General features: G+C 64.3%; 24 protein-coding genes. 17 read left to right on the top strand and 7 right to left on the bottom strand.

Annotated elements, in window-relative coordinates:
• Positions 1-63 precede the first annotated feature (63 nt).
• Genes B2J77_RS01835 through B2J77_RS01810 form a run of 6 tightly spaced genes read right to left on the bottom strand, consistent with a single transcriptional unit; the run spans position 64 to position 8,934 of the window.
• A complete protein-coding gene (locus B2J77_RS01835) occupies positions 64-546 on the bottom strand; it encodes a chemotaxis protein CheW (protein WP_058604056.1) in 483 nt (160 codons plus the stop codon).
• Positions 539-5,488, bottom strand: a complete 4,950-nt coding sequence (locus B2J77_RS01830; protein ID WP_228385162.1) for an Hpt domain-containing protein — start codon at positions 5,486-5,488, stop codon at positions 539-541. Before B2J77_RS01830 ends, B2J77_RS01835 begins: the two co-directional genes overlap by 8 nt.
• A gap of 9 nt (positions 5,489-5,497) precedes the next feature.
• Positions 5,498-7,522 carry a methyl-accepting chemotaxis protein gene (locus B2J77_RS01825; RefSeq protein WP_228385180.1) on the bottom strand — a complete coding sequence of 675 codons (2,025 nt, stop codon included), beginning with the start codon at positions 7,520-7,522 and terminating at the stop codon, positions 5,498-5,500.
• 48 nt (positions 7,523-7,570) lie between these two features.
• A complete protein-coding gene (locus tag B2J77_RS01820; protein WP_058638873.1) occupies positions 7,571-8,122 on the bottom strand; it encodes a chemotaxis protein CheW in 552 nt (183 codons plus the stop codon).
• Positions 8,119-8,484: a twitching motility response regulator PilH gene (pilH, locus tag B2J77_RS01815; RefSeq protein WP_058638872.1), complete on the bottom strand. Its 366-nt coding sequence runs from the start codon at positions 8,482-8,484 to the stop codon at positions 8,119-8,121. Before pilH ends, B2J77_RS01820 begins: the two co-directional genes overlap by 4 nt.
• Positions 8,485-8,532: 48 nt before the next feature.
• Positions 8,533-8,934 (bottom strand): response regulator, encoded by a 402-nt coding sequence (locus tag B2J77_RS01810; RefSeq protein WP_058604060.1) that lies wholly within the window; start codon positions 8,932-8,934, stop codon positions 8,533-8,535.
• 238 nt (positions 8,935-9,172) lie between these two features.
• Here B2J77_RS01810 and gshB point away from each other — a divergent pair, with 238 nt between their 5' ends.
• The 12 genes from gshB (at position 9,173) to phaZ (ending at position 20,761) form a co-directional block, all read left to right on the top strand.
• Positions 9,173-10,126: a glutathione synthase gene (gene gshB / locus B2J77_RS01805; protein ID WP_058638871.1), complete on the top strand. Its 954-nt coding sequence runs from the start codon at positions 9,173-9,175 to the stop codon at positions 10,124-10,126.
• Positions 10,127-10,265: 139 nt separating this feature from the next.
• Positions 10,266-11,165, top strand: a complete 900-nt coding sequence (locus B2J77_RS01800) for an energy transducer TonB (protein WP_078477870.1) — start codon at positions 10,266-10,268, stop codon at positions 11,163-11,165.
• 46 nt (positions 11,166-11,211) lie between these two features.
• Complete coding sequence (locus B2J77_RS01795; RefSeq protein WP_023532990.1) at positions 11,212-11,781, top strand: YqgE/AlgH family protein; 570 nt, start codon at positions 11,212-11,214, stop codon at positions 11,779-11,781.
• Positions 11,781-12,218 carry a Holliday junction resolvase RuvX gene (gene ruvX / locus B2J77_RS01790; RefSeq protein WP_058604062.1) on the top strand — a complete coding sequence of 146 codons (438 nt, stop codon included), beginning with the start codon at positions 11,781-11,783 and terminating at the stop codon, positions 12,216-12,218. The genes B2J77_RS01795 and ruvX overlap by 1 nt, the downstream gene beginning before the upstream one ends.
• 49 nt (positions 12,219-12,267) lie before the next feature.
• Positions 12,268-12,786, top strand: coding sequence for a bifunctional pyr operon transcriptional regulator/uracil phosphoribosyltransferase PyrR (pyrR, locus tag B2J77_RS01785; protein ID WP_078477869.1), 519 nt, complete (start codon positions 12,268-12,270; stop codon positions 12,784-12,786).
• 12 nt (positions 12,787-12,798) lie between these two features.
• A complete protein-coding gene (locus B2J77_RS01780) occupies positions 12,799-13,803 on the top strand; it encodes an aspartate carbamoyltransferase catalytic subunit (protein ID WP_058604064.1) in 1,005 nt (334 codons plus the stop codon).
• On the top strand, positions 13,800-15,071 hold the full coding sequence (locus tag B2J77_RS01775; protein WP_058638867.1) for a dihydroorotase: 1,272 nt from the start codon (positions 13,800-13,802) through the stop codon (positions 15,069-15,071). Before B2J77_RS01780 ends, B2J77_RS01775 begins: the two co-directional genes overlap by 4 nt.
• 417 nt (positions 15,072-15,488) lie before the next feature.
• Positions 15,489-16,019 (top strand): ATP-dependent protease subunit HslV, encoded by a 531-nt coding sequence (hslV, locus tag B2J77_RS01770; RefSeq protein WP_023533032.1) that lies wholly within the window; start codon positions 15,489-15,491, stop codon positions 16,017-16,019.
• A gap of 75 nt (positions 16,020-16,094) precedes the next feature.
• A complete protein-coding gene (hslU, locus tag B2J77_RS01765; protein ID WP_058604290.1) occupies positions 16,095-17,438 on the top strand; it encodes an ATP-dependent protease ATPase subunit HslU in 1,344 nt (447 codons plus the stop codon).
• 135 nt (positions 17,439-17,573) lie between these two features.
• Positions 17,574-17,951 carry a gamma-butyrobetaine hydroxylase-like domain-containing protein gene (locus B2J77_RS01760; RefSeq protein WP_078477868.1) on the top strand — a complete coding sequence of 126 codons (378 nt, stop codon included), beginning with the start codon at positions 17,574-17,576 and terminating at the stop codon, positions 17,949-17,951.
• A 258-nt stretch (positions 17,952-18,209) separates the two neighbouring features.
• Entirely contained in the window at positions 18,210-19,886 is a 1,677-nt protein-coding gene (gene phaC, locus B2J77_RS01755; RefSeq protein ID WP_078477867.1) for a class II poly(R)-hydroxyalkanoic acid synthase, read from the top strand.
• Positions 19,887-19,948: 62 nt separating this feature from the next.
• Complete coding sequence (gene phaZ / locus B2J77_RS01750; RefSeq protein ID WP_058604287.1) at positions 19,949-20,761, top strand: poly(3-hydroxyalkanoate) depolymerase; 813 nt, start codon at positions 19,949-19,951, stop codon at positions 20,759-20,761.
• Between the two features lie 54 nt (positions 20,762-20,815).
• On the opposite strand, the gene B2J77_RS01745 is transcribed toward phaZ, so the two are convergent.
• Complete coding sequence (locus B2J77_RS01745; protein ID WP_058639876.1) at positions 20,816-21,091, bottom strand: polyhydroxyalkanoic acid system family protein; 276 nt, start codon at positions 21,089-21,091, stop codon at positions 20,816-20,818.
• Between the two features lie 124 nt (positions 21,092-21,215).
• On the opposite strand from B2J77_RS01745, the gene ubiE reads away from it, so the two are divergent.
• From ubiE to B2J77_RS01720, 5 genes are all read left to right on the top strand, one after another.
• Entirely contained in the window at positions 21,216-21,986 is a 771-nt protein-coding gene (gene ubiE / locus B2J77_RS01740; RefSeq protein WP_058604286.1) for a bifunctional demethylmenaquinone methyltransferase/2-methoxy-6-polyprenyl-1,4-benzoquinol methylase UbiE, read from the top strand.
• Positions 21,986-22,609, top strand: a complete 624-nt coding sequence (locus B2J77_RS01735; protein WP_078477866.1) for a ubiquinone biosynthesis accessory factor UbiJ — start codon at positions 21,986-21,988, stop codon at positions 22,607-22,609. The genes ubiE and B2J77_RS01735 overlap by 1 nt, the downstream gene beginning before the upstream one ends.
• Positions 22,606-24,222, top strand: a complete 1,617-nt coding sequence (gene ubiB, locus B2J77_RS01730; RefSeq protein WP_058639874.1) for a ubiquinone biosynthesis regulatory protein kinase UbiB — start codon at positions 22,606-22,608, stop codon at positions 24,220-24,222. The genes B2J77_RS01735 and ubiB overlap by 4 nt, the downstream gene beginning before the upstream one ends.
• Positions 24,223-24,294: 72 nt before the next feature.
• Entirely contained in the window at positions 24,295-24,687 is a 393-nt protein-coding gene (gene hisI / locus B2J77_RS01725) for a phosphoribosyl-AMP cyclohydrolase (protein ID WP_058639873.1), read from the top strand.
• 1 nt (position 24,688) lies between these two features.
• The gene (locus B2J77_RS01720) at positions 24,689-25,024 is read left to right on the top strand and encodes a phosphoribosyl-ATP diphosphatase (protein WP_023532983.1); all 336 of its coding nucleotides are present in this window, start codon (positions 24,689-24,691) and stop codon (positions 25,022-25,024) included.
• Positions 25,025-25,073: the final 49 nt, after the last annotated feature.

Here is a 25,073-nt window from a genome sequence, read left to right as displayed (position 1 = left end):
TAAAGACCTTTCGAAACCCATCTAGTTTCAGCCACGACAATCGACGCACGGCGACCGTACGCTCTAACCCGACGCTTGCAGCCTGCCGCTGCGTTGCGCGTCCCTGACCAGGCGCTCGAGCCCCACCAGGTCAGGTACGCGCGCCACCTGCTCCCCTACCTGGACAGCGGCCAACTCAAGGGGTGCCAATGCCACGTCGACGTAGTTGAGCTGGCTGTCGAGCTTGCACGAGCGCGGTATGCCTTGCAGCAGCAAGGCCAGGTAACGCAAGCCCGTGTCGCCCAATGCGTTGAGCACTACCACGCGGGCCCGTTCGCCACAGGGCGTATGGCTGTCGCAGGCCGCTTCGAAACCGATCAGGGGCAAGCGCTGCTGGCGCCAGTCGACCCAGCCCAGGTGCCAGGGCAGGTCACCGCGCTGGCACGCCACATTGCGCAGCCCACTGAGTTCGGCCACGGCCACATTGGGCAGCACCAACGTACGGTCGCCCAAGGGCAGCAACAGCCCGGTGAGGCTGCTGCGCTGCCCGGCTATCAGTTCAAGCATGGGACTGGCTCCACTGGAGGATGCTGTGCAGCAATACCGACTCCTGATAAGGCTTGCCGAGGTATTCGTTGACCCCGATGGCCATGGCTCGGTCGCGGTGCTTCTGCCCCGTACGCGAGGTGATCATGATAATGGGCAGGTCCTTGAGGCGGGCGTCCTGGCGAATGCGGGTCGCCACTTCGAAGCCGTCCATGCGCGGCATTTCGATATCCAGCAGCAACACATCGGGCCGGTGCCCTTCCAGCACTGCCATGGCATCCACTCCGTCCTTGGCGGTGATCACGCTCATGCCATGGCGCTCCAACAGCCGGCTGGTGACCTTGCGCACCGTGACCGAGTCATCCACCACCATCACCAGCAAGGTGCGATCCGGGGTTGCTGCCGGCAGCAACCCACGTGGCATGCCTCCAGGCAAACGAGCAAGCCGCCGTTGCTGGCCGCGCAACTGCCCCAGAAGGTCCAGAATCAGCACCACTCGCCCATCCCCCAGCAACGTTGCACCCGAAAGGCCGGCAACGGCCGCGAACTGCGGGCCCAGGCTTTTGACCACGATCTCCCGGCTGGGCGACAAGCTGTCGACCTGGATGGCGAACGACTGCTCCTGCGAGTGCACCAGCAGCAAGGGCAATGGCACGCTCTGGCCCAGCAGCGTGGGACGCGGGGCGCCCTGCACCAGCTCGCCCAGGTAGCGCAGCTGGTACTGATGGCCTGCGTAGGCGTAGCGCGGCGGCTCCTGCTCGTAGCAGGCCGCCAGTTCAGCGGGCGGTACCCGCACGATGCCTTCGATGGTGTTGAGCGGGATCGCGTACTGCTCATCGCCCAGGTGCACCATCAGTGCGCGGTTGATCGACACCGTGAACGGCAGGCGAATCTGGAAACGCGCCCCCTTGCCCTGGGCCGACTCGATGGTCATCGAGCCGCCCAACTGCTTGACCTCTTCGTGGACGACGTCCATGCCCAGGCCCCGCCCTGAGATCTGCGTGATCTTTTCGGCCGTGGAAAAGCCCGGCCTGAGGATGAACTGCAGTATCTCGTGGTCGCTCAGCTGCGCCTGCGGGTCCAGCAGACCGCGCTTGATGGCCTTGAGCCGGACAGCGTGCAGCGGCACGCCGGCGCCGTCGTCGGTCATCTCGATGACGATGTCCGCCCCCTCGTGCAGCAGGTTCAGGTGGATCGTGCCCTGCTCGGGCTTGCCCGCGGCCAATCGGGCTTCGCGACTTTCCAGGCCATGGTCGACGGCATTGCGCAACATGTGTTCAAGGGGCGCCACCATGCGTTCCAGCACGCTGCGATCCAGCTCCCCCTCGGCGTTGCCCACCACCAGCTCGACCTGCTTGCCCAGCTCGCTCGCCACCTGCCGCACCACGCGCTGCAAGCGCGGCACCAGGCGTTCGAAGGGCACCATTAACGTTGCCGTCAGGCCTTCCTGCAGTTGGCTGTTGACCCGCGCCTGCTGCTGGAGCAGGCCGTAGGCTTCCTGGGCGCGCTGGGCCATGGTCTCCTTCAGGTCCAGCAGGTCCGAGGCCGACTCGAACAGGGCCCGCGACAACTGCTGCAACTGCGAGTGGCGGTCCATTTCCAGTGGGTCGAAATCTTCATAGACATCGCCTTCGATCTGCTGGCGGCTGGAAATCCGGCCCTGGGTTTCGATATCCAGGCGTAGCAGTTGGTCACGCATGCGCTCGAGCGTGGTTTCCATTTCGTTGAGCGTGAACTGGGCGTCGTTGACCTGCTGCTCGATACGCCCACGGATGATCGAATGCTCACCGGCCAGGTTGCCCAGGTCGTCCAGCAATTCGGCATCGACCTTGACCATGTCCCCCGGTACGCGCTCAGGGGTTACTGCCGGCCCTTCGCTGGCGGCAGTTTCGACCGGGCTGGTGCCGGCCGCGCTGTCGGTCAGCCCTGCGCTGCTGAAGTTGCGGATGTAATCGATCAGCGCCGTGGCAGCGTGCAGCGGTTGCCCCAGGCGCACGGCATCGAGCATGTGCGCCAGGCGGTCGTGGCAGTTCTGCAACAGCGAGAACAAGGCCCCGCTCGGTGGCAGGCGCCCTGCCGCGAGCAACTCGTACAAAAATTCCAGCTCATGGGCCAGGTCACCGATGGGGCCGATTTCGACCATGCGTGCCACCCCTTTGAGGGTGTGCAGGTCGCGCATCAGGTTGTCCACCTCCACCGTGCTGCGTGGGTCGGCCTGCCACCGCGCCAGGGCCGCCGCAGCGCTCTCGACGATGTCCGAGCTTTCTTCGAGAAAGACCTCCATCAGCTCTTCCCCGGCGCTTTCCGGAGCCTGGGACGGCTGTACTGGCGCCGGGTCGAGGGCTACGTCAGGGGTCGGTGTGTCGATCAGCTGCACGTCCATGTCCGGGTGCAGCGGTGTGACACTGTCGAGGCCCACGCGCCCGGTGGCATCCGGAGCCAGCCCTTGCCCCTGCAGATCGCGCAGACGGGTCACCAGCGCCGTACGCGGGGCTACGTTCTGGCCAGCAGCCAGCTCGTCGAGCATGTCCAGCAGCGCTTCGTGGGCGTGCTGGGCTTGGGTGAAGAACTGCCCATCGGCAGGCAGACTGCCCTCCTCCACGGCACCGTACAGGTCCAGCAACGCTTCGCACACCTCATCGACCTGCCACAGATCGGCTGAATGGGCGGCATGGGCAAGTTCGGTCATGTCATCGAGCAGCGTGTCCAAGGCCCCCCGTTGGGCCGGGTGCCGCTGCCAGTCGGCCAGCAACGTCTCGGCATCCAGCAGACGGTCCATGGCCTGTGACAGGAACGTTGCGACCTGTTGCGGGTCGCGGGCGTTGCCGGTCGAGGCATGCGCATCGCCACCCAGGGCGGCAATACGCGCATCCAGGGCCAACTCAACCTGCTCGATCAACTGGGCCGCGCCGGGCAGGGGGGCGAGCGGGGTGGTGGATAATTGCGCCAGGCCCTGCCCGAACATGGAGGCGGCGGACGTGAGCCAGCGCAGCTCTGTTTCGTCGAGCAGCAGGTCGTGCGCCTTGTACTCACGCACCAGCCGATCGAATACGGTGGCAAGTTCGGCCATGGGCAAGACCCCGGCCATGGCCGCACTGCCCTTGAGGGTGTGCAAGGCCCGCTGCAGGGCGTCGTCCACAGGGACGCCGTGCTGGGCATGTGCCAGGAATGTATCGAGGCTGGCCAGGTGGCCTTGCGCCTCGGAACGGAAGATGTCCAGCAACTGCGGGTCGAGCCCCTGCGCGTTGGCCGCGGCTGGCAAATCGCGCTCGGCAAGGGCATGCAGGCGGCCCACCAATTGCTGTACTGCGCTCACGTGCGGCAGGTGCCCTGCGGCGAAGTCGGCGAGCACCTCGGGCAGTTGCGCGAACGCTTGCTCAAGCGCTATCTGCCCGTCTGCGCCAAGCACGTTGCGGCCGGCAAGCACGCGGTTGAGCAGGTGCTCGGCGGCCCAAGCCAGCTCTGCCAACGCCTGGGCATGCACCAGGCGGGCTGCGCCCTTGAGCGTATGCAACGCCCGGTGCACGTCGATCAGCGCGTCCTGCTGCTGGTGGTCGGCACGCCAGTTCAGCCAGTGCCGCTCAATGTCCTGAAGCAGTGTTTGGGCTTCTTCGATGAATACGCCACGCAACTCGTCCTGAAGGCCGTCCCCCTCCTCCAGGTCGGCATGCTCTTGTGCGGTGGAACAGTGGACGCCCAACGCCCCCAGACGCTCGCGGGCCATGACGATGAAGCGCTGGGCATCGGCCAGCGGGTCGGCCACGCGCCATTGCAGGTAGCATTCGCCAGCGCTCAAGGCTTCGGCCAGCAGCGTCAGCTCCTCGGAGGAGGGGTCGGCCTGCGCCTGTTGTACCCAGCCCTGGACAAACGCCGTGCAGCGCGCGAACACCTCGGTAGCTGCCGGCAGCATCAGCATGGCCAAGGCGCCGCGCACCTGCTGAAGCAAACCTGGCAAGGCCTGCAGGTGTTGACGGGGCCAACCCGACTCCAGGCAATCGCCCAACAGGTCCTTGGCTTGCTGCAACACGTTCAGCGACTCTCGCAGCACGACCAGGCGAATCTCGGCGACATCGGCGCCCGGCAGGCCTGCCTCTCCCCCTTCTTCGAGCGGCCCGACCATGCCGTTGAGCGTGGCCTCCACATACAGCAATGCCCCCGCCACATCCATCAACACCGCGTCATCCACGGCCCGATCGCCCTGGGCCAGCCCTTGCAGCGTCATCACTTGATCGATGATGACCCGACGCGGCTGCTGGAAACCCAGCACAGCCAGGGTGTCGGCCACGTGGCGCAGAGGAGCGAGCAACACCTCCAGTTGTTCATTGTGCTGCCGGTCGCTGCGCACGAACTGGTCCAGGCGGTCCTTGATGCGCATGAGGTCGTCACACAATGCCGCCACCACCGACCTTAGCGCATCGCGGCCCTCCCCGGCCTGCAACTGCTCGCGCCAGTTGCCCAGCGACACGTCAAGGTTCGCCAGGTCCTCGGCACCTGCCAGACGCTGGCCTGCACTGCCGAGCAGACGGCCATGAACCACCGGTTCCGCGCCTCGGCAAGCACGCAGCTGGTTGAGTAGCGGCAACATCACCAGTGGCAGGTCATGGCGAGCGCCGCGCAGACGTTCAAGGTACGAAGGCAACAGCTCCAGGCCCCTGAACAGCGCGCCCAGGCAGTCGCCTCGCGGGGTGACCTTACCGCTGGCCAGGTCGGTCACGAGCATTTCCAGCTCCTGGGCAAGGCGCGTGGCCCCAGGCAACTCCAGCATCACCAGGCAACCGTGGACCTGGTGCAGGTTGTCCGCCACGAAGGTGAGTAGCGACAGGTCTTCAGGCTCGCCGGCAAAGCGTTCCAGCGCCTGGCGCCCCTGCCCCAGGCAATCGAGCAGGGCAGCCTTGGTCCAGGCCAAGCCCACGGTATCGTGGCGAGCAGGGCCAGCAATGGAGCCGGGCATGGGCGTGGACATGGGCATTTCTCAATGGGGCTCGGCAGGTGCCGGCAGGGTGAACCCGGAAACCGAGCGACGCATCTCGCTGGCCATGCGCGCCAGGTGACGAATACTGTCGGCGGTGGCGCCGGAACCTGCGGACGTCTGGGCGGTGATCTGCTGGATGACGGCCATGGTGTGTGAGATCTGCCCCGCCGAGGAGGTTTGCAGCTGGGCCGCATCGGAAATGCTGTGGATAAGGTCGGCAAGGTTCTGCGAAACGCCTTCGATCTCGGCCAGCGCCACGCCGGCGTCCTGGGCCAGCCTGGCGCCTCGCACGACTTCGGCCGTGGTCTGTTCCATGGAGATGACCGCTTCGTTGGTGTCGGCCTGAATGGTCCGTACAAGGGCTTCGATCTGCCGTGTAGCGGAGGACGAGCGCTCGGCCAGGCGCTGGACCTCGTCCGCGACCACGGCGAACCCGCGCCCTGCCTCACCCGCCAGGGAGGCCTGGATAGCGGCGTTCAAGGCCAGGATGTTGGTCTGGTCGGCGATGTCGTCGATCAGGCTGACGATATCGCCGATTTCCTGGGACGATTCGCCCAGGCGCTTGATGCGCTTGGCGGTGTCCTGGATCTGCTCGCGAATGTTGTTCATGCCGTCGATGGTGTTGTGCACCACCTCATTGCCCTTGTTGGCAATGGCCACGGACCGCTCGGCGACCTTGGCCGATTCGTAGGCATGGGCCGAAACACGGTCGATCGACTCGACCATGTCCCCGACTGCCTCGGAGGCTTCGCTGATCTGTTCGGCCTGCTGCTCGGACGCCTTGGCCAACTGGCGGGCCGTATTCTGCGTGTCCTGCACCGCCGAGGCGACCTGTACTGCGCTGTGGTTGATGGTGGCGACCAGGTCGCGCAATTGGTCGACGGAGTAGTTGATGGAGTCGGCGATGGCACCGGTGAAGTCTTCGGTCACCGAGACGGTCACCGTCAGGTCGCCATCTGCCAACTCTTCGATTTCATCGAGCAGGCGCATGATCGCCTGCTGGTTGCGTTCGTTCTTTTCGGCGGTCTCACGCAATTGACGGTTGGTGGTGCGCACCATGACCAGGCCGATGAGGATGATCGAGGCCAGTGCCAACAAGCCCAGTGCATACCCCCCAACGGTATCGAGCGTGCGCCCGCTGGCCAGGTTCTCGAAGCCGTTGGCCAGGTGCGAGGCTTCCTCGAGCAAGGTCTGCGACAGGCTGAAAATGCTGCCGGCCGCCTCCCGCACCCGGAACAGCTCCGGCGAGGTCTCGAGAATTTCATCGACCGAGCCGGCCACGAACTGGAACAGCTCGGCGATTTCCGCCAGCCGCGCCCTGGCATCGGCGTCTTCGACACGGGTCACGCCAATGGCAGCATCGCCCTTGAGCATGCCCTCGAGCACCTGGCCGAAGCGGCCAGCATCGCGGCCGAAGGCATCGGCGGCCTGCGCCGCCGCCGCATCGCCGGCCAGTACGGTGTTGACCGACCCCAGGATACGTTCGGCCAGCAGCAGCTGGCGCTGTGCCACGGCAACCTGGCTGGCCGGGGCGCCACTTTGCAGCAGGATTTCGACCACCTTTTCGTATTCGACCTGCAACTGCGGGACGGTTTCGGCCAGGGTGGCCGCCACCTGGTGCAAGGACAGCACGGTCTGTTCGCTGGCCAGGATGGTGTCGGTGCTCTTGCGCAGGCTCTCCCAGTCATCGCGCACCGCTTCCATCTCTCCGCGCACCGAGGCTGGCGCCGCAGGCAGGCCGGTGGCCTTGTCGCCTTCGCGCAGGTAGCCCCAGCGACGCTCGAAGTCGTTGCGTGCATCGGACAGCAGCCTGAAGGCTACGCCCTTGCCGGCAGCCGCTTCAGTGGCGTTCTTGGCGATGCGCTGGGACAACACGCGCAGCTCGCCGGCATGGCCGATGTACTGCTTGTCGTAGTTAGACTGGGTGTTGAGGTAGGCGAAATTGGCGAACAGCAGAATGATCGAGAGGATCAGGATCAGGAACAGCACAGTGATCTGCGCAATGCTGCGGGTGCGGGGGCTCACGGTAGTGGCGGTGACGGGGGGAGCAGGCTGGTTCACGTTTGCAAGGTCCTATAACGCCACATCGAGAAAGCCCGGTGCCTGGGCCAGGGCAAAGGGGCTGAAAATCGCCCAGTAGTCGTGGTCGCGTTCAAAGCGCCCCTGAACGAAGGGCCCGGCAGCATCGGTCACCGGCAGCGCGGGTTGCAGGCTGTCGATTGCAAAGTGCTGCAGGCCTACCACTTCGTCCACCAGCAGGCCAACGAAAAGCGCCTCGTGATCAAGCACCAGGACGCGCCGTTGCTTGCCGGGCACAGCACTGCCCAGGCCGAGGAAACGGCCCAGGTCCATCACGGGCAGCAACCGGCCACGCAGATTGGCCACCCCGCATACCCAGGGTTGCACCCCAGGTACTCGACTACTGCGGGGCTCACGCAGCACTTCGGCCACCTCGCCCATGGGGGCGACGAACCATTGCCCGGCTACACGAAAACCGATGCCGCTCCACTGCCGCAACCTGTCACCCGAAGCCGGTTGGTCGGCTACCAGCAGGCGGCAGCGCCGATCGATATCCAGCAACAGTTCGAAGGCGGTCAGCGACGCTCCCTGCGGGCGTGTGGTCAAGCCCCCAGCACCTCTTGGAGCTTGTGCACCAGTGCGTCTTCTTCCACAGGTTTGGTCAGGAAGTCACGTGCGCCCTGGCGCGTCGCCCAGATGCGGTCGGTTTCCTGATCCTTGGTGGTCACCACGATGACCGGAATGCCCTTGGTCTCCGGGTCCTTGCTGAGCTGGCGAGTGGCCTGGAAGCCGTTCATGCCTGGCATCACGATATCCATGAGCACTGCATCGGGCTTCTCCTGCCGGGCAAGGGCCACGCCATCGGCGCCGTTGTTGGCCTTGAGTACCTCGTGCCCGTGGTTTTCCAGCCATTGGGTCAATCGATACATCTCTGTCGGCGAGTCGTCGACAATCAGAACGCGGGCCATACGGGTTCCCCATCAGGATTCGAAAGACCGTGCCATGGCAGGGCGCGGTCAGGGTGCTGTTTGTTGAGCGGTGGCAAACCCAGGTACATGGGCCTGTATCGCCTCGATCAGTTCTTCCTTGGTAAACGGTTTGGTCAGAAACTGATCAGAACCGACCACACGCCCACGGGCCTTGTCGAACAGACCGTCGCGCGACGACAACAGAATCACCGGGACGTCCTTGAAGGTGCTGTTCTGCTTGATCACCGCGCACGTCTGATAGCCGTCCAGACGCGGCATCAAGACATCGACGAAGATCACGGCCGGGTTGTGATCGACAATCTTGGCCAGGGCATCGAAGCCATCGCTGGCAGTGATGACCTCGCAGCCCACCTCACCGAGCAGCATCTGCGCCGTGCGGCGAATGGTGCGTGAATCGTCGATCACCATCACTTTCAGGGGTTGTTCCATAAACGCCTACCCGGGGAATTGAGCTGCACGTTGCAAGCGCCACGCTACAGGAAAGCCCAATGGGCCCGTGGCCGCTTTTCGCTTGAGGCGTGTAGCCGAAGGCTTGAAGCTGCATTTTTAGCACAGTCCGGGTAGCCATTCCATCTGCCGCGCCCCTTGACCGGCGGCGTTGGCGGCGCCACCCTGAGCCACTTTTCTTTCGATCCATCGCGGCCACGCCGCCAAGAGGAACCACCCCATGAGCGTTCGCCTCGGCATTGTCATGGACCCTATCGCGTCCATCTCCTACAAGAAGGACAGTTCGCTGGCCATGTTGCTGGCTGCCCAGGCACGCGGCTGGAGCCTGTTCTACATGGAGCAGCGCGACCTGTATCAAGGTCAAGGCAAGGCACGTGCGCGCATGCGCCCGTTGACGGTGCACGCAGACCCGGCCCGCTGGTACGAGCTGGGCGAGGAGCAGGACAGCGCCCTGGCCGAACTGGACGTGATCCTGATGCGCAAGGACCCACCCTTCGACCTGGAATTCGTCTACAGCACCTACCTGCTCGAACAAGCCGAAAGCGAAGGCGTGCTGGTGGTCAACCGCCCTCAGAGCCTGCGTGACTGCAACGAAAAGCTGTTCGCCACGCTGTTCCCGCAATGTACGCCACCCACCCTGGTCAGCCGTCGCCCGGACATCATCCGCGCGTTTGCCGCCGAGCATGGCGATGTGATCCTCAAGCCCCTGGATGGCATGGGCGGCACGTCGATCTTCCGTCACCGGGCGGGCGACCCGAACCTGTCGGTGATCCTCGAAACCCTGACCCTGCTGGGTACTCAGCAGATCATGGCCCAGGCCTACCTGCCGGCGATCAAGGACGGCGACAAGCGTATCCTGATGATCGACGGCGAGCCGATCGACTACTGCCTGGCCCGTATTCCGGCCAGCGGCGAAACCCGTGGCAACCTGGCAGCCGGCGGTCGTGGCGAAGCACGCCCCCTGAGCGAGCGCGACCGCTGGATCGCGGCGCAGGTAGGCCCGACATTGCGCCAGAAGGGCCTGCTGTTCGTCGGTCTGGACGTGATTGGCGACTACCTCACCGAAATCAACGTGACCAGCCCCACCTGCATCCGCGAAATCGACGCCGCCTACGGCACCGACATCGGCGGCCAGCTGATGGATGCCATTGATCGCCAGCTCAAGACGCGTTGACCACGGACATTCGGTAACGGACTGGCGTGGGGTATCATGCTCACCCGCAAACGACAGGCTGCAAGACCGGTACGCCCGCCCCGTGCCTCTGCTGCCTGTTGCGTGCCGTTTGTAGCTCGACGATGCCCCTGGATACCTGATGACGCTGCCCGCTGACATCCCCGCCGACCTGTTGCCGCCCCGCGTTCGCCCGGTGGACAGGCTGGGCTTCACGCTGTTTCTGGCGGCGCTGGTGCACCTGGCGTTGATCCTCGGGGTGGGCTTTACCGTGGTCAAGCCGGCGCAGATCAGCCGCACCACGGACATCACCCTGGCCACGTTCAAAAGCGAAAAGCCGCCGGAAAAGGCCGACTTCCAGGCGCAAGACAACCAGCAAGGCAGCGGCACCCTGGACAAGAAGGCCGTGCCCAAGACCACCGAGCTTGCGCCTTTCCAGGACACCAAGATCAACAAGATCACCCCGCCACCTGCCGCCAGGCCCGAGGTACCGCCGCCCCCGCAGAAGTCGGCGGTCGCGACCAAGGCTCCGAAGGCGCAGAAGGTCGAGCCCAAGCCACGGGAAAGCAAGCCCCAGCCCAAGCCGAGCACGCCCGTGCGCGAGTTCGACAGCTCGCAGCTGTCCAGCCAGATCGCCAGCCTTGAGGCAGAGCTTGCCAATGAGCAGCAGCAATATGCCAAGCGCCCGCGTATCCATCGCCTGAATGCGGCCTCGACCATGCGCGACAAGGGCGCCTGGTACAAAGAGGAATGGCGCAAGAAAGTCGAACGCGTGGGTAACCTGAATTATCCGGACGAGGCACGCCGGCAGCAGATCTACGGCAACCTGCGCATGATGGTCTCGATCAACCGCGACGGGTCACTCTACGAAGTGCTGGTGCTTGAATCGTCCGGCCAGCCCGTGCTGGACCAGGCTGCCCAGCGCATCGTGCGCCTGGCCGCACCGTTCGCGCCGTTCACCGGTGATCTGGCCGAGTACGACCGGCTGGAAATCATCCGTACCTGGCGCTTCGCCAGGGGTGATCGGTTGTCCAGCAACTGAGCCGGCACGCTTGCAGCGGTGGCCGGGTGGCGCCACACTATCCCCCATGAAGAACCTCACGCCGAGCTACCTCAAGCACCAGTTCCTGATCGCCATGCCGCACATGGCCGACCCGAACTTCGCCCAGACCCTCACGTACATCGTCGAGCACAATGCTCATGGCGCGATGGGGCTTGTGGTGAACAAGCCGCAGGAACTGAACCTGGCCGACATCCTCGAGCAACTGCGCCCGGACGAAACCCCGCCGGCCAGCACGCTGCAGGTGCCTATCTACCAAGGCGGCCCGGTGCAGACCGACCGCGGCTTCGTGCTGCATACCAGCGAGTGCAGCTACCAGGCCACGGTGGAACTGCAGGGCCTCTCGCTTTCCACGTCCCAGGACGTGCTGTTCGCCATCGCCGAGGGCGTGGGCCCGGAAAAGAGCCTGATCACCTTGGGTTATGCCGGCTGGGAAGCGGGCCAGCTCGAAGCCGAGCTGGCCGATAACGCCTGGCTCAACTGTGCGTTCGACCCGGATATCCTGTTTGCCATGACCAGCGAGCTGCGCCTGGAAGCGGCGGCCGCGAGCCTTGGCATCAACCTGCATCTGCTGACCAGCCAGGCGGGCCACGCCTGATGGCCGACGCGCTTGCCGCACCCCGGCTGCTGCTGGGTTTCGACTATGGCACCAAGCAGATCGGCGTGGCCGTCGGCCAGGCGGTCACCGGCCAGGCCCGTGAACTCTGTACGTTGCGCGCCCAGAATGGCGTGCCGGACTGGGCCCAGGTCGAGCGCCTGATCGCTGAATGGAAGCCTGACGCCATCGTCGTCGGCCTGCCGCTGAACATGGACGGCACCCCCAGCGAAATGAGCGCCCGGGCCGAAAAATTCGCCCGCCGCCTCAATGGGCGCTTCAACCTGCCGGTGCATACCCATGACGAACGCCTGACCACGTTCGAGGCCAAGGGCGAGCGCATGGCCCGTGGCGGCCAGCGCGGCACGTACCGGGACAACCCGGTCGACGCCATCGCCGCCGCCCTGCTGCTGCAAGGCTGGCTGGAGGCCAATACCTGATCATCTTCGCGACCGGATGCATCCGGCGCACCCTTCCGAGGAACCTGCAATGAGCCTACCTGATCCTGCCGCGCTGATCCGGCAGATGGCTGTCGACCTTCGCGCCCATCTGGCCCGCCGTGCCATCGTCGAGCCACGCTACATCGGCATTCGCACCGGAGGCGTGTGGGTGGCCCAGGCATTGCAACAGGCCATGGACGACACCAGTGCCATGGGTACGCTTGACGTGTCGTTCTATCGAGACGACTTCAGCCAGAATGGCCTGCACCCGCAGGTGCGCCCCTCGGAGCTGCCATTTGAGATCGAAGGCCAGCACCTGGTGCTGGTGGACGACGTGCTGATGAGCGGTCGCACCATTCGCGCCGCCCTCAACGAACTGTTCGACTACGGCCGTCCGGCCAGCGTCACCCTGGTCTGCCTGCTGGACCTGGATGCAGGCGAGCTGCCCATCCGCCCGAATGTGCTCGGCGCCACCTTGTCACTGGCGGCCCATGAACGGGTAAAATTGACCGGACCCGCACCGCTCGCCCTCGAGCGCCAGGACCTCGCCCCCGCTACCGCCCTTTAAGAGTCCCCCGCGATGACGCCAATCGACGCCAAGCGCCCGCTGCAGCTCAATGATCAGGGCCAGCTGCGCCATTTCCTTTCGCTTGACGGTTTGCCCCGCGAACTGCTGACCGAAATCCTCGACACTGCCGATTCCTTCCTGGAAGTCGGCGCCCGCGCCGTGAAGAAAGTGCCGCTGCTGCGTGGCAAGACGGTGTGCAACGTCTTCTTCGAGAACTCCACCCGCACCCGGACCACGTTCGAGCTGGCCGCCCAGCGCCTGTCCGCCGACGTGATCAGCCTGAATGTGTCGACCTCCTCGACCAGCAAAGGCGAGACGCTGTTCGATACCCTGCGCAACCTTGAAGCCATGGCCGCCGATATGTTCGTGGTGCGCCACTCGGATTCGGGCGCGGCGCACTTCATTGCCGAGCACGTGTGCCCGGAGGTGGCCGTGATCAACGGCGGTGACGGCCGCCATGCGCACCCGACCCAGGGCATGCTCGACATGCTCACCATTCGCCGGCACAAGGGCGGCTTCGAGAACCTCTCGGTTGCCATCGTCGGCGATATCCTTCATTCGCGCGTGGCACGTTCGGACATGCTCGCGCTCAAGGCGCTGGGCTGCCCGGACATTCGCGTGATCGGCCCGAAAACCCTGATCCCGATCGGCATCGAGCAGTATGGCGTGAAGGTGTACACCGACCTGGCCGAAGGCCTCAAGGACGTCGACGTGGTGATCATGCTGCGTCTGCAGCGCGAGCGCATGGCCGGTGGCCTGCTGCCCAGCGAAGGCGAGTTCTACCGCCTGTTCGGCCTGACCACTGCCCGCCTGGCAGGGGCCAAGCCGGACGCCATCGTCATGCACCCCGGTCCGATCAACCGTGGAGTGGAAATCGAATCTGCCGTGGCCGATGGCAAGCATTCGGTGATCCTGAACCAGGTCACCTACGGGATCGCCGTGCGCATGGCCGTGCTGTCCATGGCCATGAGCGGGCAAAACGTACAACGTCAACTCGACCAGGAGATCGCCCAGTGAGCATCAGCATTCTTGGCGCCCGGGTCATCGACCCTCAAAGCGGCCTTGACCAGGTCACCGACCTGCACCTGGAGGGCGGCCGCATTGCCGCCATGGGCGCCGCGCCCGTTGGCTTTACCGCCAACCGCACCCTTCAGGCCGATGGCCTGGTCGTCGCCCCTGGCCTGGTGGACCTGGGCGTGTCGCTGCGCGAGCCCGGCTATAGCCGCAAAGGCACCATCGCCAGCGAGACCCGCGCGGCCGTGGCCGGTGGCGTGACCAGCCTGTGCTGCCCGCCGCAGACCCGCCCGGCCCTGGACACCTCGGCGGTGGCCGAGCTGATCCTGGACCGCGCCCGCGAGGCGGGCAACAGCAAGGTTTACCCGATCGGCGCGCTGACCAAGGGCCTGGAGGGGGAACAGTTGGCCGAACTGGTGGGCCTGCGTGACACCGGCTGCGTCGCGTTCGGCAATGGCCTGAAGGAAATCCCCAACAACCGCACCTTGGCCCGTGCGCTGGAATACGCCGCCACGTTCGACCTGACGGTGGTGTTCCACTCCCAGGACCGCGACCTGGCCCAAGGCGGCCTTGCCCATGAAGGTGCCATGGCCAGCTTCCTGGGTTTGCCCGGCATTCCCGAAACTGCTGAAACCGTGGCGTTGGCGCGCAACCTGCTGCTAGTGGAGCAGACCGGCGTCCGCGCCCACTTCACCCAGATCACCAGCGCCCGTGGCGCGCGGCTGATTGCCCAGGCGCAAAGCCTTGGTTTGCCGGTCACTGCCGATGTCGCGTTGTACCAGTTGATCCTGACCGACGAATCGCTGCGTGAATTTTCCAGCCTGTACCACGTGCAACCGCCACTGCGTAGCGCTGCCGATCGCGATGGCCTGCGCGAGGCGGTGAAAACCGGCGTGATCCAGGCGATCTCCAGCCATCACCAGCCTCATGAACGCGATGCCAAGCTGGCCCCCTTCGGCGCCACAGAGCCGGGTATCAGCAGCGTGGACGTGTTGCTGCCGTTGGCCATGACGTTGGTGCAGGATGGCTTGCTCGACCTGCCGACCTTGCTGGCGCGCCTGACCTGTGGTCCCGCTGATGCCATGCGGCTGCCGGCTGGCCAGCTGAAGGTTGGCGCTGCGGCTGACTTGGTGGTGTTCGATCCACAGGCCTCGACCGTGGCCGGTGAGCATTGGTACTCCCGTGGCGACAACTGCCCGTTCATCGGGCACTGCCTGCCGGGTGCCGTGCGCTATACGTTGGTCGATGGGCGTATCTGTCACGAGGCTTGAGCCTGGTGGGCCGGTCAAAGGGTTGCGCGGCGGTTTAGGGTTTCAGCTTCGCAGCGCGTATCGTTGGGGCCGCTGCGCGGCCCATCGCGGCACGAGGCCGCTCCTACAGGGAGGGTGGTGCACCTGAGGGGAGCAATCGCCTTGCAGCGTATTTGTGAGGCTAACTGATTCCGGTGTAGGAGCGGTCTTGTGCCGCGATGGGCCGCACAGCGGCCCCAACGATACGCGCTGCGAGCCAAAATCCCTGGGCTGCTGCGTTCCCCCTCGGGGTGCTTCCCCAGAACCTGGGCACCCCCTGCCACTGATCCCGAGCCCCGCCCCCCTCGAACCGTTCATCCCCCACGGTTGAAATCCCGCCTTGCACCCCCATATGAGTTTGCAACAGGCATTTTCGCCCCGCTGCGTGGAGACTCTCCCTTGACCACCATCGTTTCAGTCCGCCGCAATGGCAAAGTCGTCATGGGCGGCGACGGCCAGGTATCCCTCGGCAACACCGTGATGAAAGGCAACGCCAAGAAAGTGCGTCGCCTGTACCACGGTCAGGTCATCGCGGGCTTTGCCGGCGCCACTGCCGATGCCTTCACCCTGTTCGAACGCTTCGAAGGCCAACTGGAGAAACACCAGGGCCACCTGATTCGCGCGGCCGTGGAACTGGCCAAGGAATGGCGTACCGACCGTTCCCTCAGCCGCCTCGAAGCCATGCTGGCCGTGGCCAACAAGGATGCGTCGCTGATCATCACCGGCAACGGTGACGTGGTCGAGCCTGAAGACGGCCTGATCGCCATGGGTTCCGGCGGCGCCTACGCCCAGGCCGCAGCCCGTGCACTGCTGAACAAGACCGACCTCTCGGCCCGTGAAATCGCCGAGACCGCGCTGAACATCGCCGGTGACATCTGCGTGTTCACCAACCACAACCTGACCATCGAGGAGCAGGATCTGGCCGAGTGATCAGCTGCTCTGGCGCCCCGTCCCGGTGACGGGGCTTTTCCACGCTGAATCATTCGTATCAGGACCCTATTGATCATGTCCATGACCCCCCGCGAGATCGTCCACGAACTCAACCGCCACATCATTGGCCAAGACGACGCCAAGCGCGCCGTGGCCATCGCCTTGCGCAACCGCTGGCGGCGCATGCAGCTCCCCGCCGAGCTGCGCGCCGAAGTGACGCCCAAGAACATCCTGATGATCGGCCCCACCGGCGTGGGCAAGACCGAGATCGCCCGGCGCCTGGCCAAGCTGGCCAATGCCCCGTTCCTCAAGGTCGAAGCCACCAAGTTCACTGAAGTGGGCTATGTGGGCCGCGATGTGGAATCCATCATCCGCGACCTGGCCGACGCGGCCTTGAAGATGCTGCGTGAGCAGGAAATCATCCGCGTGCGCCACCGCGCCGAAGATGCCGCCGAAGAGCGCATCCTCGATGCCCTGCTGCCACCGGCACGGGTCAGCAGCTTCAGCGAGGAAGCCGCCCAGACCAGTTCCGATTCCAACACCCGCCAGCTGTTCCGCAAGCGCCTGCGCGAAGGCCAGCTGGACGATAAGGAAATCGAAATCGAGGTGGCCGATGCCGTGGGCGTCGAAATCGCCGCGCCTCCTGGCATGGAAGAAATGACCAATCAGTTGCAGAGCCTGTTCGCCAACATGGGCAAGGGCAAGCGCAAGTCGCGCAAGCTGAAGGTTCGCGAAGCGCTGAAAATGGTGCGCGACGAGGAGGCTGGTCGCCTGGTCAATGAAGAAGAGCTCAAGGCCAAGGCGCTGGAAGCGGTCGAGCAGCACGGCATCGTGTTCATCGACGAGATCGACAAGGTCGCCAAACGCGGCAATGTCGGCGGTGCCGATGTCTCCCGTGAGGGTGTACAGCGCGATCTGCTGCCGCTGATCGAAGGCTGCACGGTCAATACCAAGCTGGGCATGGTCAAGACCGACCACATCCTGTTCATCGCCTCCGGCGCGTTCCACTTGAGCAAGCCGAGCGACCTGGTGCCTGAACTGCAAGGTCGCCTGCCGATCCGCGTGGAGCTCAAGGCCCTGACGCCGGAAGATTTCCAGCGCATCCTGCGCGAGCCGCATGCCTCGCTGACCGAACAGTACCAGGCACTGCTCAAGACCGAAGGGCTTAACATCGAGTTCGTCGAGGATGGCATCAAGCGTTTGGCCGAGATCGCCTACCAGGTCAACGAGAAAACCGAGAACATCGGTGCCCGTCGCCTGCACACGTTGCTCGAACGCCTGCTCGAAGAGGTGTCGTTCAGCGCTGGCGACCTGGCCAGTGCCCATGACGAAGCGCCGATCCAGATCGACGCAGCTTACGTGAACAGCCACCTGGGCGAGTTGGCCCAGAACGAAGACCTGTCCCGCTACATCCTGTAACGGGCCTGCGCCAGGCTGCAAGCGAGCCCGTGCGGCGCTTGCAGCCTGGCGACACAGTTTTTTTGCTCAAGAAGCTGGCGAGCGCTTCTTGCAGCGGGTAGCGTGCGGTGTGTAACTCAAACAGAGATCACGCCCATGGCTCGCATGCCTACCGCCATCAACCTGCACAAAGCCTCCAAGACCCTGCGCCTTACCTACGGGCCCGATGAGGTCTACCACCTGCCCGCCGAATTCCTGCGCGTGCACTCCGCCTCCGCCGAAGTCCAGGGGCACGGCAACCCCATTTTGCAGTTTGGCAAGGTCAACGTCGGCCTCGTCGGACTGGAGCCGGCGGGTCAATACGCCCTGAAACTTACCTTCGACGATGGCCATGACAGCGGCCTGTTCACCTGGGAATACCTGGAGCAGCTGTGCCTGCGGCAGGATGCCTTGTGGGCTGAATACCTCGAGGCGCTGCACAAGGCCGGCAAGACCCGTGACCCTTCGGAGTCCGTGGTCAAGCTGATGCTTTAGCCGCTCCCCTCGCACGCGCTCTCGTCCGACATGCCGGACCAACTGACAATGATAAGGAGCTTACGACAGCGCCAGGTTGCTTCGCGCCTGAAACTCGGGTAACCAGTAGAAGTGGCCATTTACCAGCATGGCGCTGCAGGCGCCTGATCGTCCGTAGCACTGCAGGACGCGGTCACGGATTACCCGAGTAGCGGTATCGGGGACACGTCGGTGCACCCACGCCAGCCGGTACTCGTCTCAGACAACGGAGCGTCGCGGATGAGTAACAACAACAATGAAGATCAGCAGCAGAGCCCGCAACGCGCCACGGGCCTGAACCCGATGGTCGGCGTTCGACGTAAGGACCTGTTGGGCACGGCCCAGACCGTGCTGCGCCAGGCTGTGCGTCAGCCCCTGCACAGTGCCAAGCACGCGCTTGCCTTCGGGCTCGAACTGAAAAACGTGATGCTGGGCAAATCGAGCCTTGCCCCTGCCAGCGATGATCGCCGCTTCAACGACCCGACCTGGTCACAGAACCCGCTTTACCGACGTTACCTGCAAAGCTACCTGGCATGGCGTAATGAACTGCAGGCCTGGATCAGCAGCAGTGACCTGCCCCCTGAGGACATCAGCCGCGGGCAGTTCGTCATCCAGCTCATGACCGAAGCGCTGGCGCCTACCAATAACCTGTCCAATCCTGCCGCGCTCAAGCGTTTCTTCGAGACCGGCGGCAAAAGCATGCTCGATGGTCTGTCGAACCTGGCCAGGGACGTGGTCCACAACGGCGGCATGCCCCGCCAGGTGAACATGGATGCTTTCGAAGTGGGCAAGGACCTGGGCAGCAGTAGCGGCGCGGTCGTGTACCGTAACGAGGTGATGGAATTGATCCAGTACAGCCCCCTCACCGAGCAGGTGCATGAGCGGCCACTGCTGGTGGTGCCACCGCAGATCAACAAGTTCTACATCTTTGATCTGTGCCCGGAAAAAAGCCTGATGCGCTTCTGTCTGGACGCCCGGCAACAAACCTTCATGGTCAGTTGGCGCAACCCGACCAGGGCGCAGCGTGACTGGGACTTGTCTACCTATGTGCAGGCACTTGGCGAGGCGGTGGACGCCGTGCTGAGCATCACCGGCAGTGCGACCCTGAACATGCTCGGTGCATGCTCAGGAGGGATTACCTGCACCGCGTTGCTGGGTCATCTAGCGGCGCGTAATGAAACCAAGGTCAATGCCTTGACCCTGCTGGTCAGCGTGCTGGACGCCACGCTCGACAATGCGCTGGCATTGTTCGTCGACGACCAGGCGCTGGATGCGGCCAAGCGTCAATCCCAGCAGGCGGGGGTACTCGAGGGCAGCGACCTGGCCCGGCTGTTTGCCTGGATGCGTCCCAATGACCTGATCTGGAACTACTGGGTCAACAATTACCTGCTCGGCAATGAGCCGCCAGCGTTCGACATCCTGTACTGGAACAACGACACCACGCGCCTGCCCGCCGCATTCCATGCCGACCTGATCGAGATGTACAGGCGCAATCCGCTCACCCGTCCCGGTGGCCTCACCGTCTGCGGTACCGCCATCGACCTCAAGCAGGTCAAGTGCGACCTCTTCAGCGTGGCGGGCAATGCCGACCATATTACGCCTTGGCAGGCCTGCTATCGCTCGGCGCGACTGTTCGGCGGCAAGGTCGAGTTCGTGCTGTCCAACAGCGGGCACATCCAGAGCATCATCAATCCGCCCGGCAATCCGAAGGCGCGCTTTCAGGCTGGGGATGGCCAGCATGACGATCCGCTTGCCTGGCAACAGGGCGCCGTCAGGCACGTCGATTCATGGTGGCTGCACTGGCAGGGCTGGCTGGCCGACCGAGCCGGGGCATTGATCGAGGCACCGAGCCACTTGGGGTGCCGCAGCCATCCTGCAGCCGAAGCTGCGCCAGGCAGCTACGTGCACCAGCGTTGAACCCCTGCGCCGTGGCCACCTGCGCGGTGCCAAGGCGTTTACCAGCTCCAGGAGCCATGCGCATGCCGTCACCTTACGTGTTCAAAACGGTCGAGCTCGATGGCCTGTCCATCCGTACCGTCGTGCGTCCAGGTCAGTCGACCTTGGCGCCCTTGCTGATCTTCAACGGCATCGGGGCCAACTTCGAGCTGATATTTCCGTTCATCGAAGCACTGGACCCCGACTTGCAGGTCATCGCCTTCGACGCCCCAGGTGTGGGCGGTTCATCCACGCCGCAGCGGCCTTATCGGTTTTCAGGACTGGCCCGGCTCGCCGCTCGGCTGCTCGACACGCTAAATTACGGCCAGGTCAACGTCATCGGCGTGTCGTGGGGAGGCGGGCTGGCTCAGCAATTCGCCCATGACTACCCGCAGCGCTGCCGAAAACTCATCCTGGCTGCCACGGCCGCAGGCGCGGTCATGGTACCTGGCAAGCCCAAGGTGTTGTGGAGCATGGCCAGCCCCCGCCGGTACGTAGACCCCTCCCATGTCATGCGCATCGCGCCGCTGGTGTATGGCGGCGGGTTTCGCCGGGATCCGCACCTGGCGCTAAAGCACGCGGCCACGGCACGCTCGGCTGGCAAGCTGGGTTATTACTGGCAACTGTTCGCGGCACTTGGCTGGACCAGCATCCATTGGCTGCACAAACTCCGCCAGCCCACCCTGGTGCTTGCCGGGGATGACGATCCGTTGATTCCGCTGGTGAACATGCGTCTGCTGGCCTGGCGTATCCCCAATGCGCAATTGCACATCATCGATGATGGTCATCTGTTTCTGATCACCCGGCCACACGCCATCGCGCCGGTCATCATGAAGTTTCTGGCCGAGCCAACCTGAAACGCCCCATTCGCGATCACCGGCCGAACCGGGCCGAACGGCCGGTGTCCAGATTCAGGCAAGTGCCTTGTCCAGCGCCCGCTCGATTTCGCCCTTGATGGTGCCGCTCATCATCGACATCATCATGCCGAGCTTGAGATCGACACGGATGCTGTCCTGGCCGATGTGCACGCTGCCGTTCGCGCCGCTGCGTGCCACATCGACGCGGTCGCCATCCCACGAGGCCTTGAGGTCATACTCGCGGCTGAGGCGGTCCACCAGCGCTTGGGCCTTGGAACGGGCGGCGTCGCGCCCGAGGGTGTGTTTGCGTTCGACGCTGATCTGGGTCATGCGGGTGTTCCTGAACATGTAGACATAATCGGCATTATGCCCGCCCCCGCCTGGCGGCACACCCCGCCAAGACAAATCCGCTCGTTCGCCCTAGAATGGCGTCAATTAATTTCGGTGAAGCGATATGAACGACCAGCGCAAAGGCGACCACGCCGAACCCACGACCCATTTTGGCTACCAGGACGTGCCTGAAAGCCAGAAGGCGCGCAAGGTTGCCGAAGTGTTCCACTCGGTGGCGGCCAAATACGACCTGATGAACGACGTGCTGTCCGGCGGCATGCACCGCCTGTGGAAGCGCTTCACCATCGAGCTGTCGGGCGTTCGCAGCGGCAACCGTGTGCTGGACATCGCCGGCGGCACGGGCGACCTGGCAGCCAAGTTCTCGCGCCTGGTGGGCCCGACCGGGCACGTGGTGCTGGCCGACATCAACGAGTCCATGCTCAAGGTCGGCCGCGACCGCCTACTGGACCGTGGGGTGGCCGGCAACATCGAGTTCGTCCAGGCCGACGCTGAAAAGCTGCCGTTTCCGGACAACCATTTCGACTGCGTGACCATCGCCTTCGGCCTGCGCAACGTCACCCACAAGGAAGATGCCATTCGCTCCATGCTGCGCGTGCTCAAGCCGGGTGGCCGCCTGCTGGTGCTGGAGTTCTCCAAGCCGACCAACAAGCTGATGTCCAAGGCCTACGACGCCTACTCATTCGCCTTCATGCCCCTGGCCGGCAAGCTGATCACCAACGATTCCGAGAGCTACCGCTACCTGGCCGAATCGATCCGCATGCACCCTGACCAGGAAACCCTCAAGGCCATGATGGTGCAAGCCGGGTTCGACCGGGTGACCTACCACAACATGACCAGCGGCATCGTGGCCGTGCACCGGGGGATCAAGCCCTGATGCTCATGGCCGGTCTGCTCGCCAGCGCCGAACATGGCCTGAACCGCGTCCTGCGCATGGACAGCACGGCATTGCCAAGGCTAGCAGCGCTGGAAGGCAAGGTCATCGAGATCGACTGCCGCCAACCGGCCATGCAGGTCTTCATCCTGCCTGACGAGCAGGGCCTGATGCTGGCCAGTGCCTGGGAAGGCGAAGTCGACTGCCGGTTGAGCGCGCCGGCGGCAAGCCTGGCGCACCTGGCGTTGTCGCGAGACAAGACGGCAGTCCTGCACAGCCCCCATGTGGCGTTGCACGGCGATACCGCGGCCTTGCTCGATCTGTTCGGTATTCTCCAGGACCTGGAGCTGGACTGGGAGCATGAGCTGCAGAAGTGGCTGGGCCCTGTGCCCACGGCCCTGATCGCAGGGCACATCCGCCTGCGCACCCGGTGGACCCGTCAAGGCCTGGCACGCCTGAGCCAGAGCCTGTCCGAGTATCTGGCGGAAGAATCGCGTACGCTGGTAGGCAAACGCGAAGCCGAGGCCGCCTTCAGCGAACTCGATGCCATGAAGGTCGATACAGAACGCCTCGAGGCGCGCATCCTGCGCCTTTCCCGATCCCTTGATTCCAGCGATAACGCATGAAGCTGCTCGCCTTCCGCCGCCTTTTCCGCATCCAGCGCGTCGTCATCCGCTACCGGCTCGATGACTTGCTGTTCGACTACCCTCTGCCCTGGTGGTTGATGAGCCTGCGGCTGCTGTTGCCGTGGCGCTGGCTACCGCGTCGCGCCTCGGAACTGAGCCGCGGCGCGCGGTTGCGCATGGCGCTGCAGGACCTAGGGCCTATCTTCATCAAGTTCGGCCAGCTGTTGTCTACCCGGCGCGACTTGCTGCCCACTGACATTGCCGACGAGCTGATGCTGCTCCAAGACCGCGTACCGCCGTTCGACCCGCAAAAAGCCGTGGCGCTGATCGAAGCCCAGCTTGGGGCCAAGGTGGGTGAGGTGTTCAGCCGCTTCGACGTGGAGCCCCTGGCGTCCGCATCGGTGGCGCAAGTGCACGCCGCGCGCCTGAAAAGCGGTGAAGAAGTGGTGGTCAAGGTGGTACGGCCGGGGCTCAAGCCAATCATCGCTGCCGACATTGCCTGGCTGTTCCTGATCGCCAAGGGTGCCGAGCGCCTTTCTGCCGATGCACGTCGCCTGCACCCGGTGGAGGTTGTCGGCGATTACGAGAAAACCATCTACGACGAACTCGACCTGCTTCGCGAGGCGGCCAACGCCAGCCAGCTGCGGCGCAATTTCGAGGATTCCGAGCTCATGTACGTGCCCCAGGTCTATTGGGACTGGTGCCGGCCCAAAGTGCTGGTGATGGAGCGTATCTACGGCGTGCCGGTGACCGACATGGCCACCCTCGCCGATCAGCGCACCGACATGAAGATGCTGGCCGAGCGCGGCGTCGAAGTGTTCTTCATGCAGGTGTTTCGTGACAGCTTCTTCCATGCCGACATGCACCCGGGCAACATCTTCGTGAGCACGGTCAAGCCGTGGAGCCCCAAGTACATCGCCATCGACTGCGGCATCGTCGGCAGCCTCACCGATGAAGACCAGGATTACCTCGCGCGCAACCTGATTGCCTTCTTCAAGCGCGACTATCGCCGCGTCGCCCAGCTGCACATCGACTCGGGCTGGGTACCGGCCAACACCAAGGTCAATGAGTTCGAAGCGGCCATCCGCACCGTGTGCGAGCCGATCTTCGAAAAACCCCTCAAGGATATTTCCTTCGGCCAGGTGCTGATGCGCCTGTTCCAGACCGCGCGCCGCTTCAACATGGAAGTGCAACCTCAACTGGTGCTGCTGCAGAAGACCCTGCTCAACATCGAAGGCCTGGGGCGTCAGCTGTACCCTGAGCTGGACCTGTGGAGCACGGCCAAGCCTTATCTTGAGCGCTGGATGCGCCAGCGCATGAGCCCCAAGGCCTTGCTGGGCAACCTGCACAGCCAGGCTGAGCAGTTGCCGCACCTGGCCAACATGACCCGGGACTTGCTCGAACGACTGTCGCAACCGCACCTGCACGACCCCAAGATGCCAGAGCGCCGAAATGGCGACCATTGGGCCCTGCGACTGCTCGGTGCCGGCTTGCTGGGCGGGGGTGTGATCCTGGGCGGTGTCGCCCTGCAGGCCGGTAGCCTGGCGGCCGCCACGGCGTGGCCGGCCTGGTTGATGCTGGCCGCAGGCCTTTACCTGATCGTGCGCCAATAGCCAGCCGCGCCCGTGGCTGGCACACTAGCGCAAAAGGCCCGCGACGCAGACGGGCCCGTTTTGGAGTCGACGATGAAAGACTGGCTGGACGAGATCAAGTGGAACAGCGATGGCCTTGTGCCGGCCATCGCCCAGGACCACAAGACCGGACGCGTGCTGATGATGGCGTGGATGAACCGTGAGGCACTGGCGTTGACCGCTGCCGAGCAACGCGCCATCTACTGGTCGCGCTCGCGTGGCAAACTGTGGCGCAAGGGCGAGGAGTCGGGCCATGTGCAAAAACTTCACGAAATGCGCCTGGACTGCGACGCCGACGTGATCATCCTCATGGTCGAGCAGGTGGGCCACATCGCTTGCCATACCGGCCGGGAAAGCTGCTTCTATCGCGTCTACGCAGACGGCCAGTGGGCCACCGTCGACCCGGTCCTGAAAGACCCGCACGCCATCTACGACGCAGGACACTGACATGAGCGACACCCTCAACCGGCTGGCCGCCGTGCTCGAAGAACGCAAACAGGCGGCGCCGGACAGCTCCTATGTGGCCAGCCTGTACCACAAGGGCCTCAACAAGATTCTGGAAAAGCTCGGCGAAGAGTCGGTTGAAACCATCATTGCCGCCAAGGATGCTGCGCTCAGCAAGGACTGCAGCGACGTCATCTATGAAACGGCCGACCTGTGGTTTCACAGCCTGGTGATGCTCAGCGCCCTGGGTCAGCACCCGCAAGCCGTGCTCGACGAGCTCGACCGGCGCTTCGGGTTGTCGGGCCATGACGAAAAAGCCGCCCGCCAGCCTTCGGCCTGATGTATGTTCAGGGCTGACGCCCGGTGACCTTCACACAATTTTCGGGAGT

It is taken from the genome of Pseudomonas parafulva (assembly GCF_002021815.1).
GTDB lineage: Bacteria > Pseudomonadota > Gammaproteobacteria > Pseudomonadales > Pseudomonadaceae > Aquipseudomonas > Aquipseudomonas parafulva_B.
Note: the sequence above shows the minus strand (reverse complement) of the source record. Positions and strands in the feature narration are given on the sequence as shown.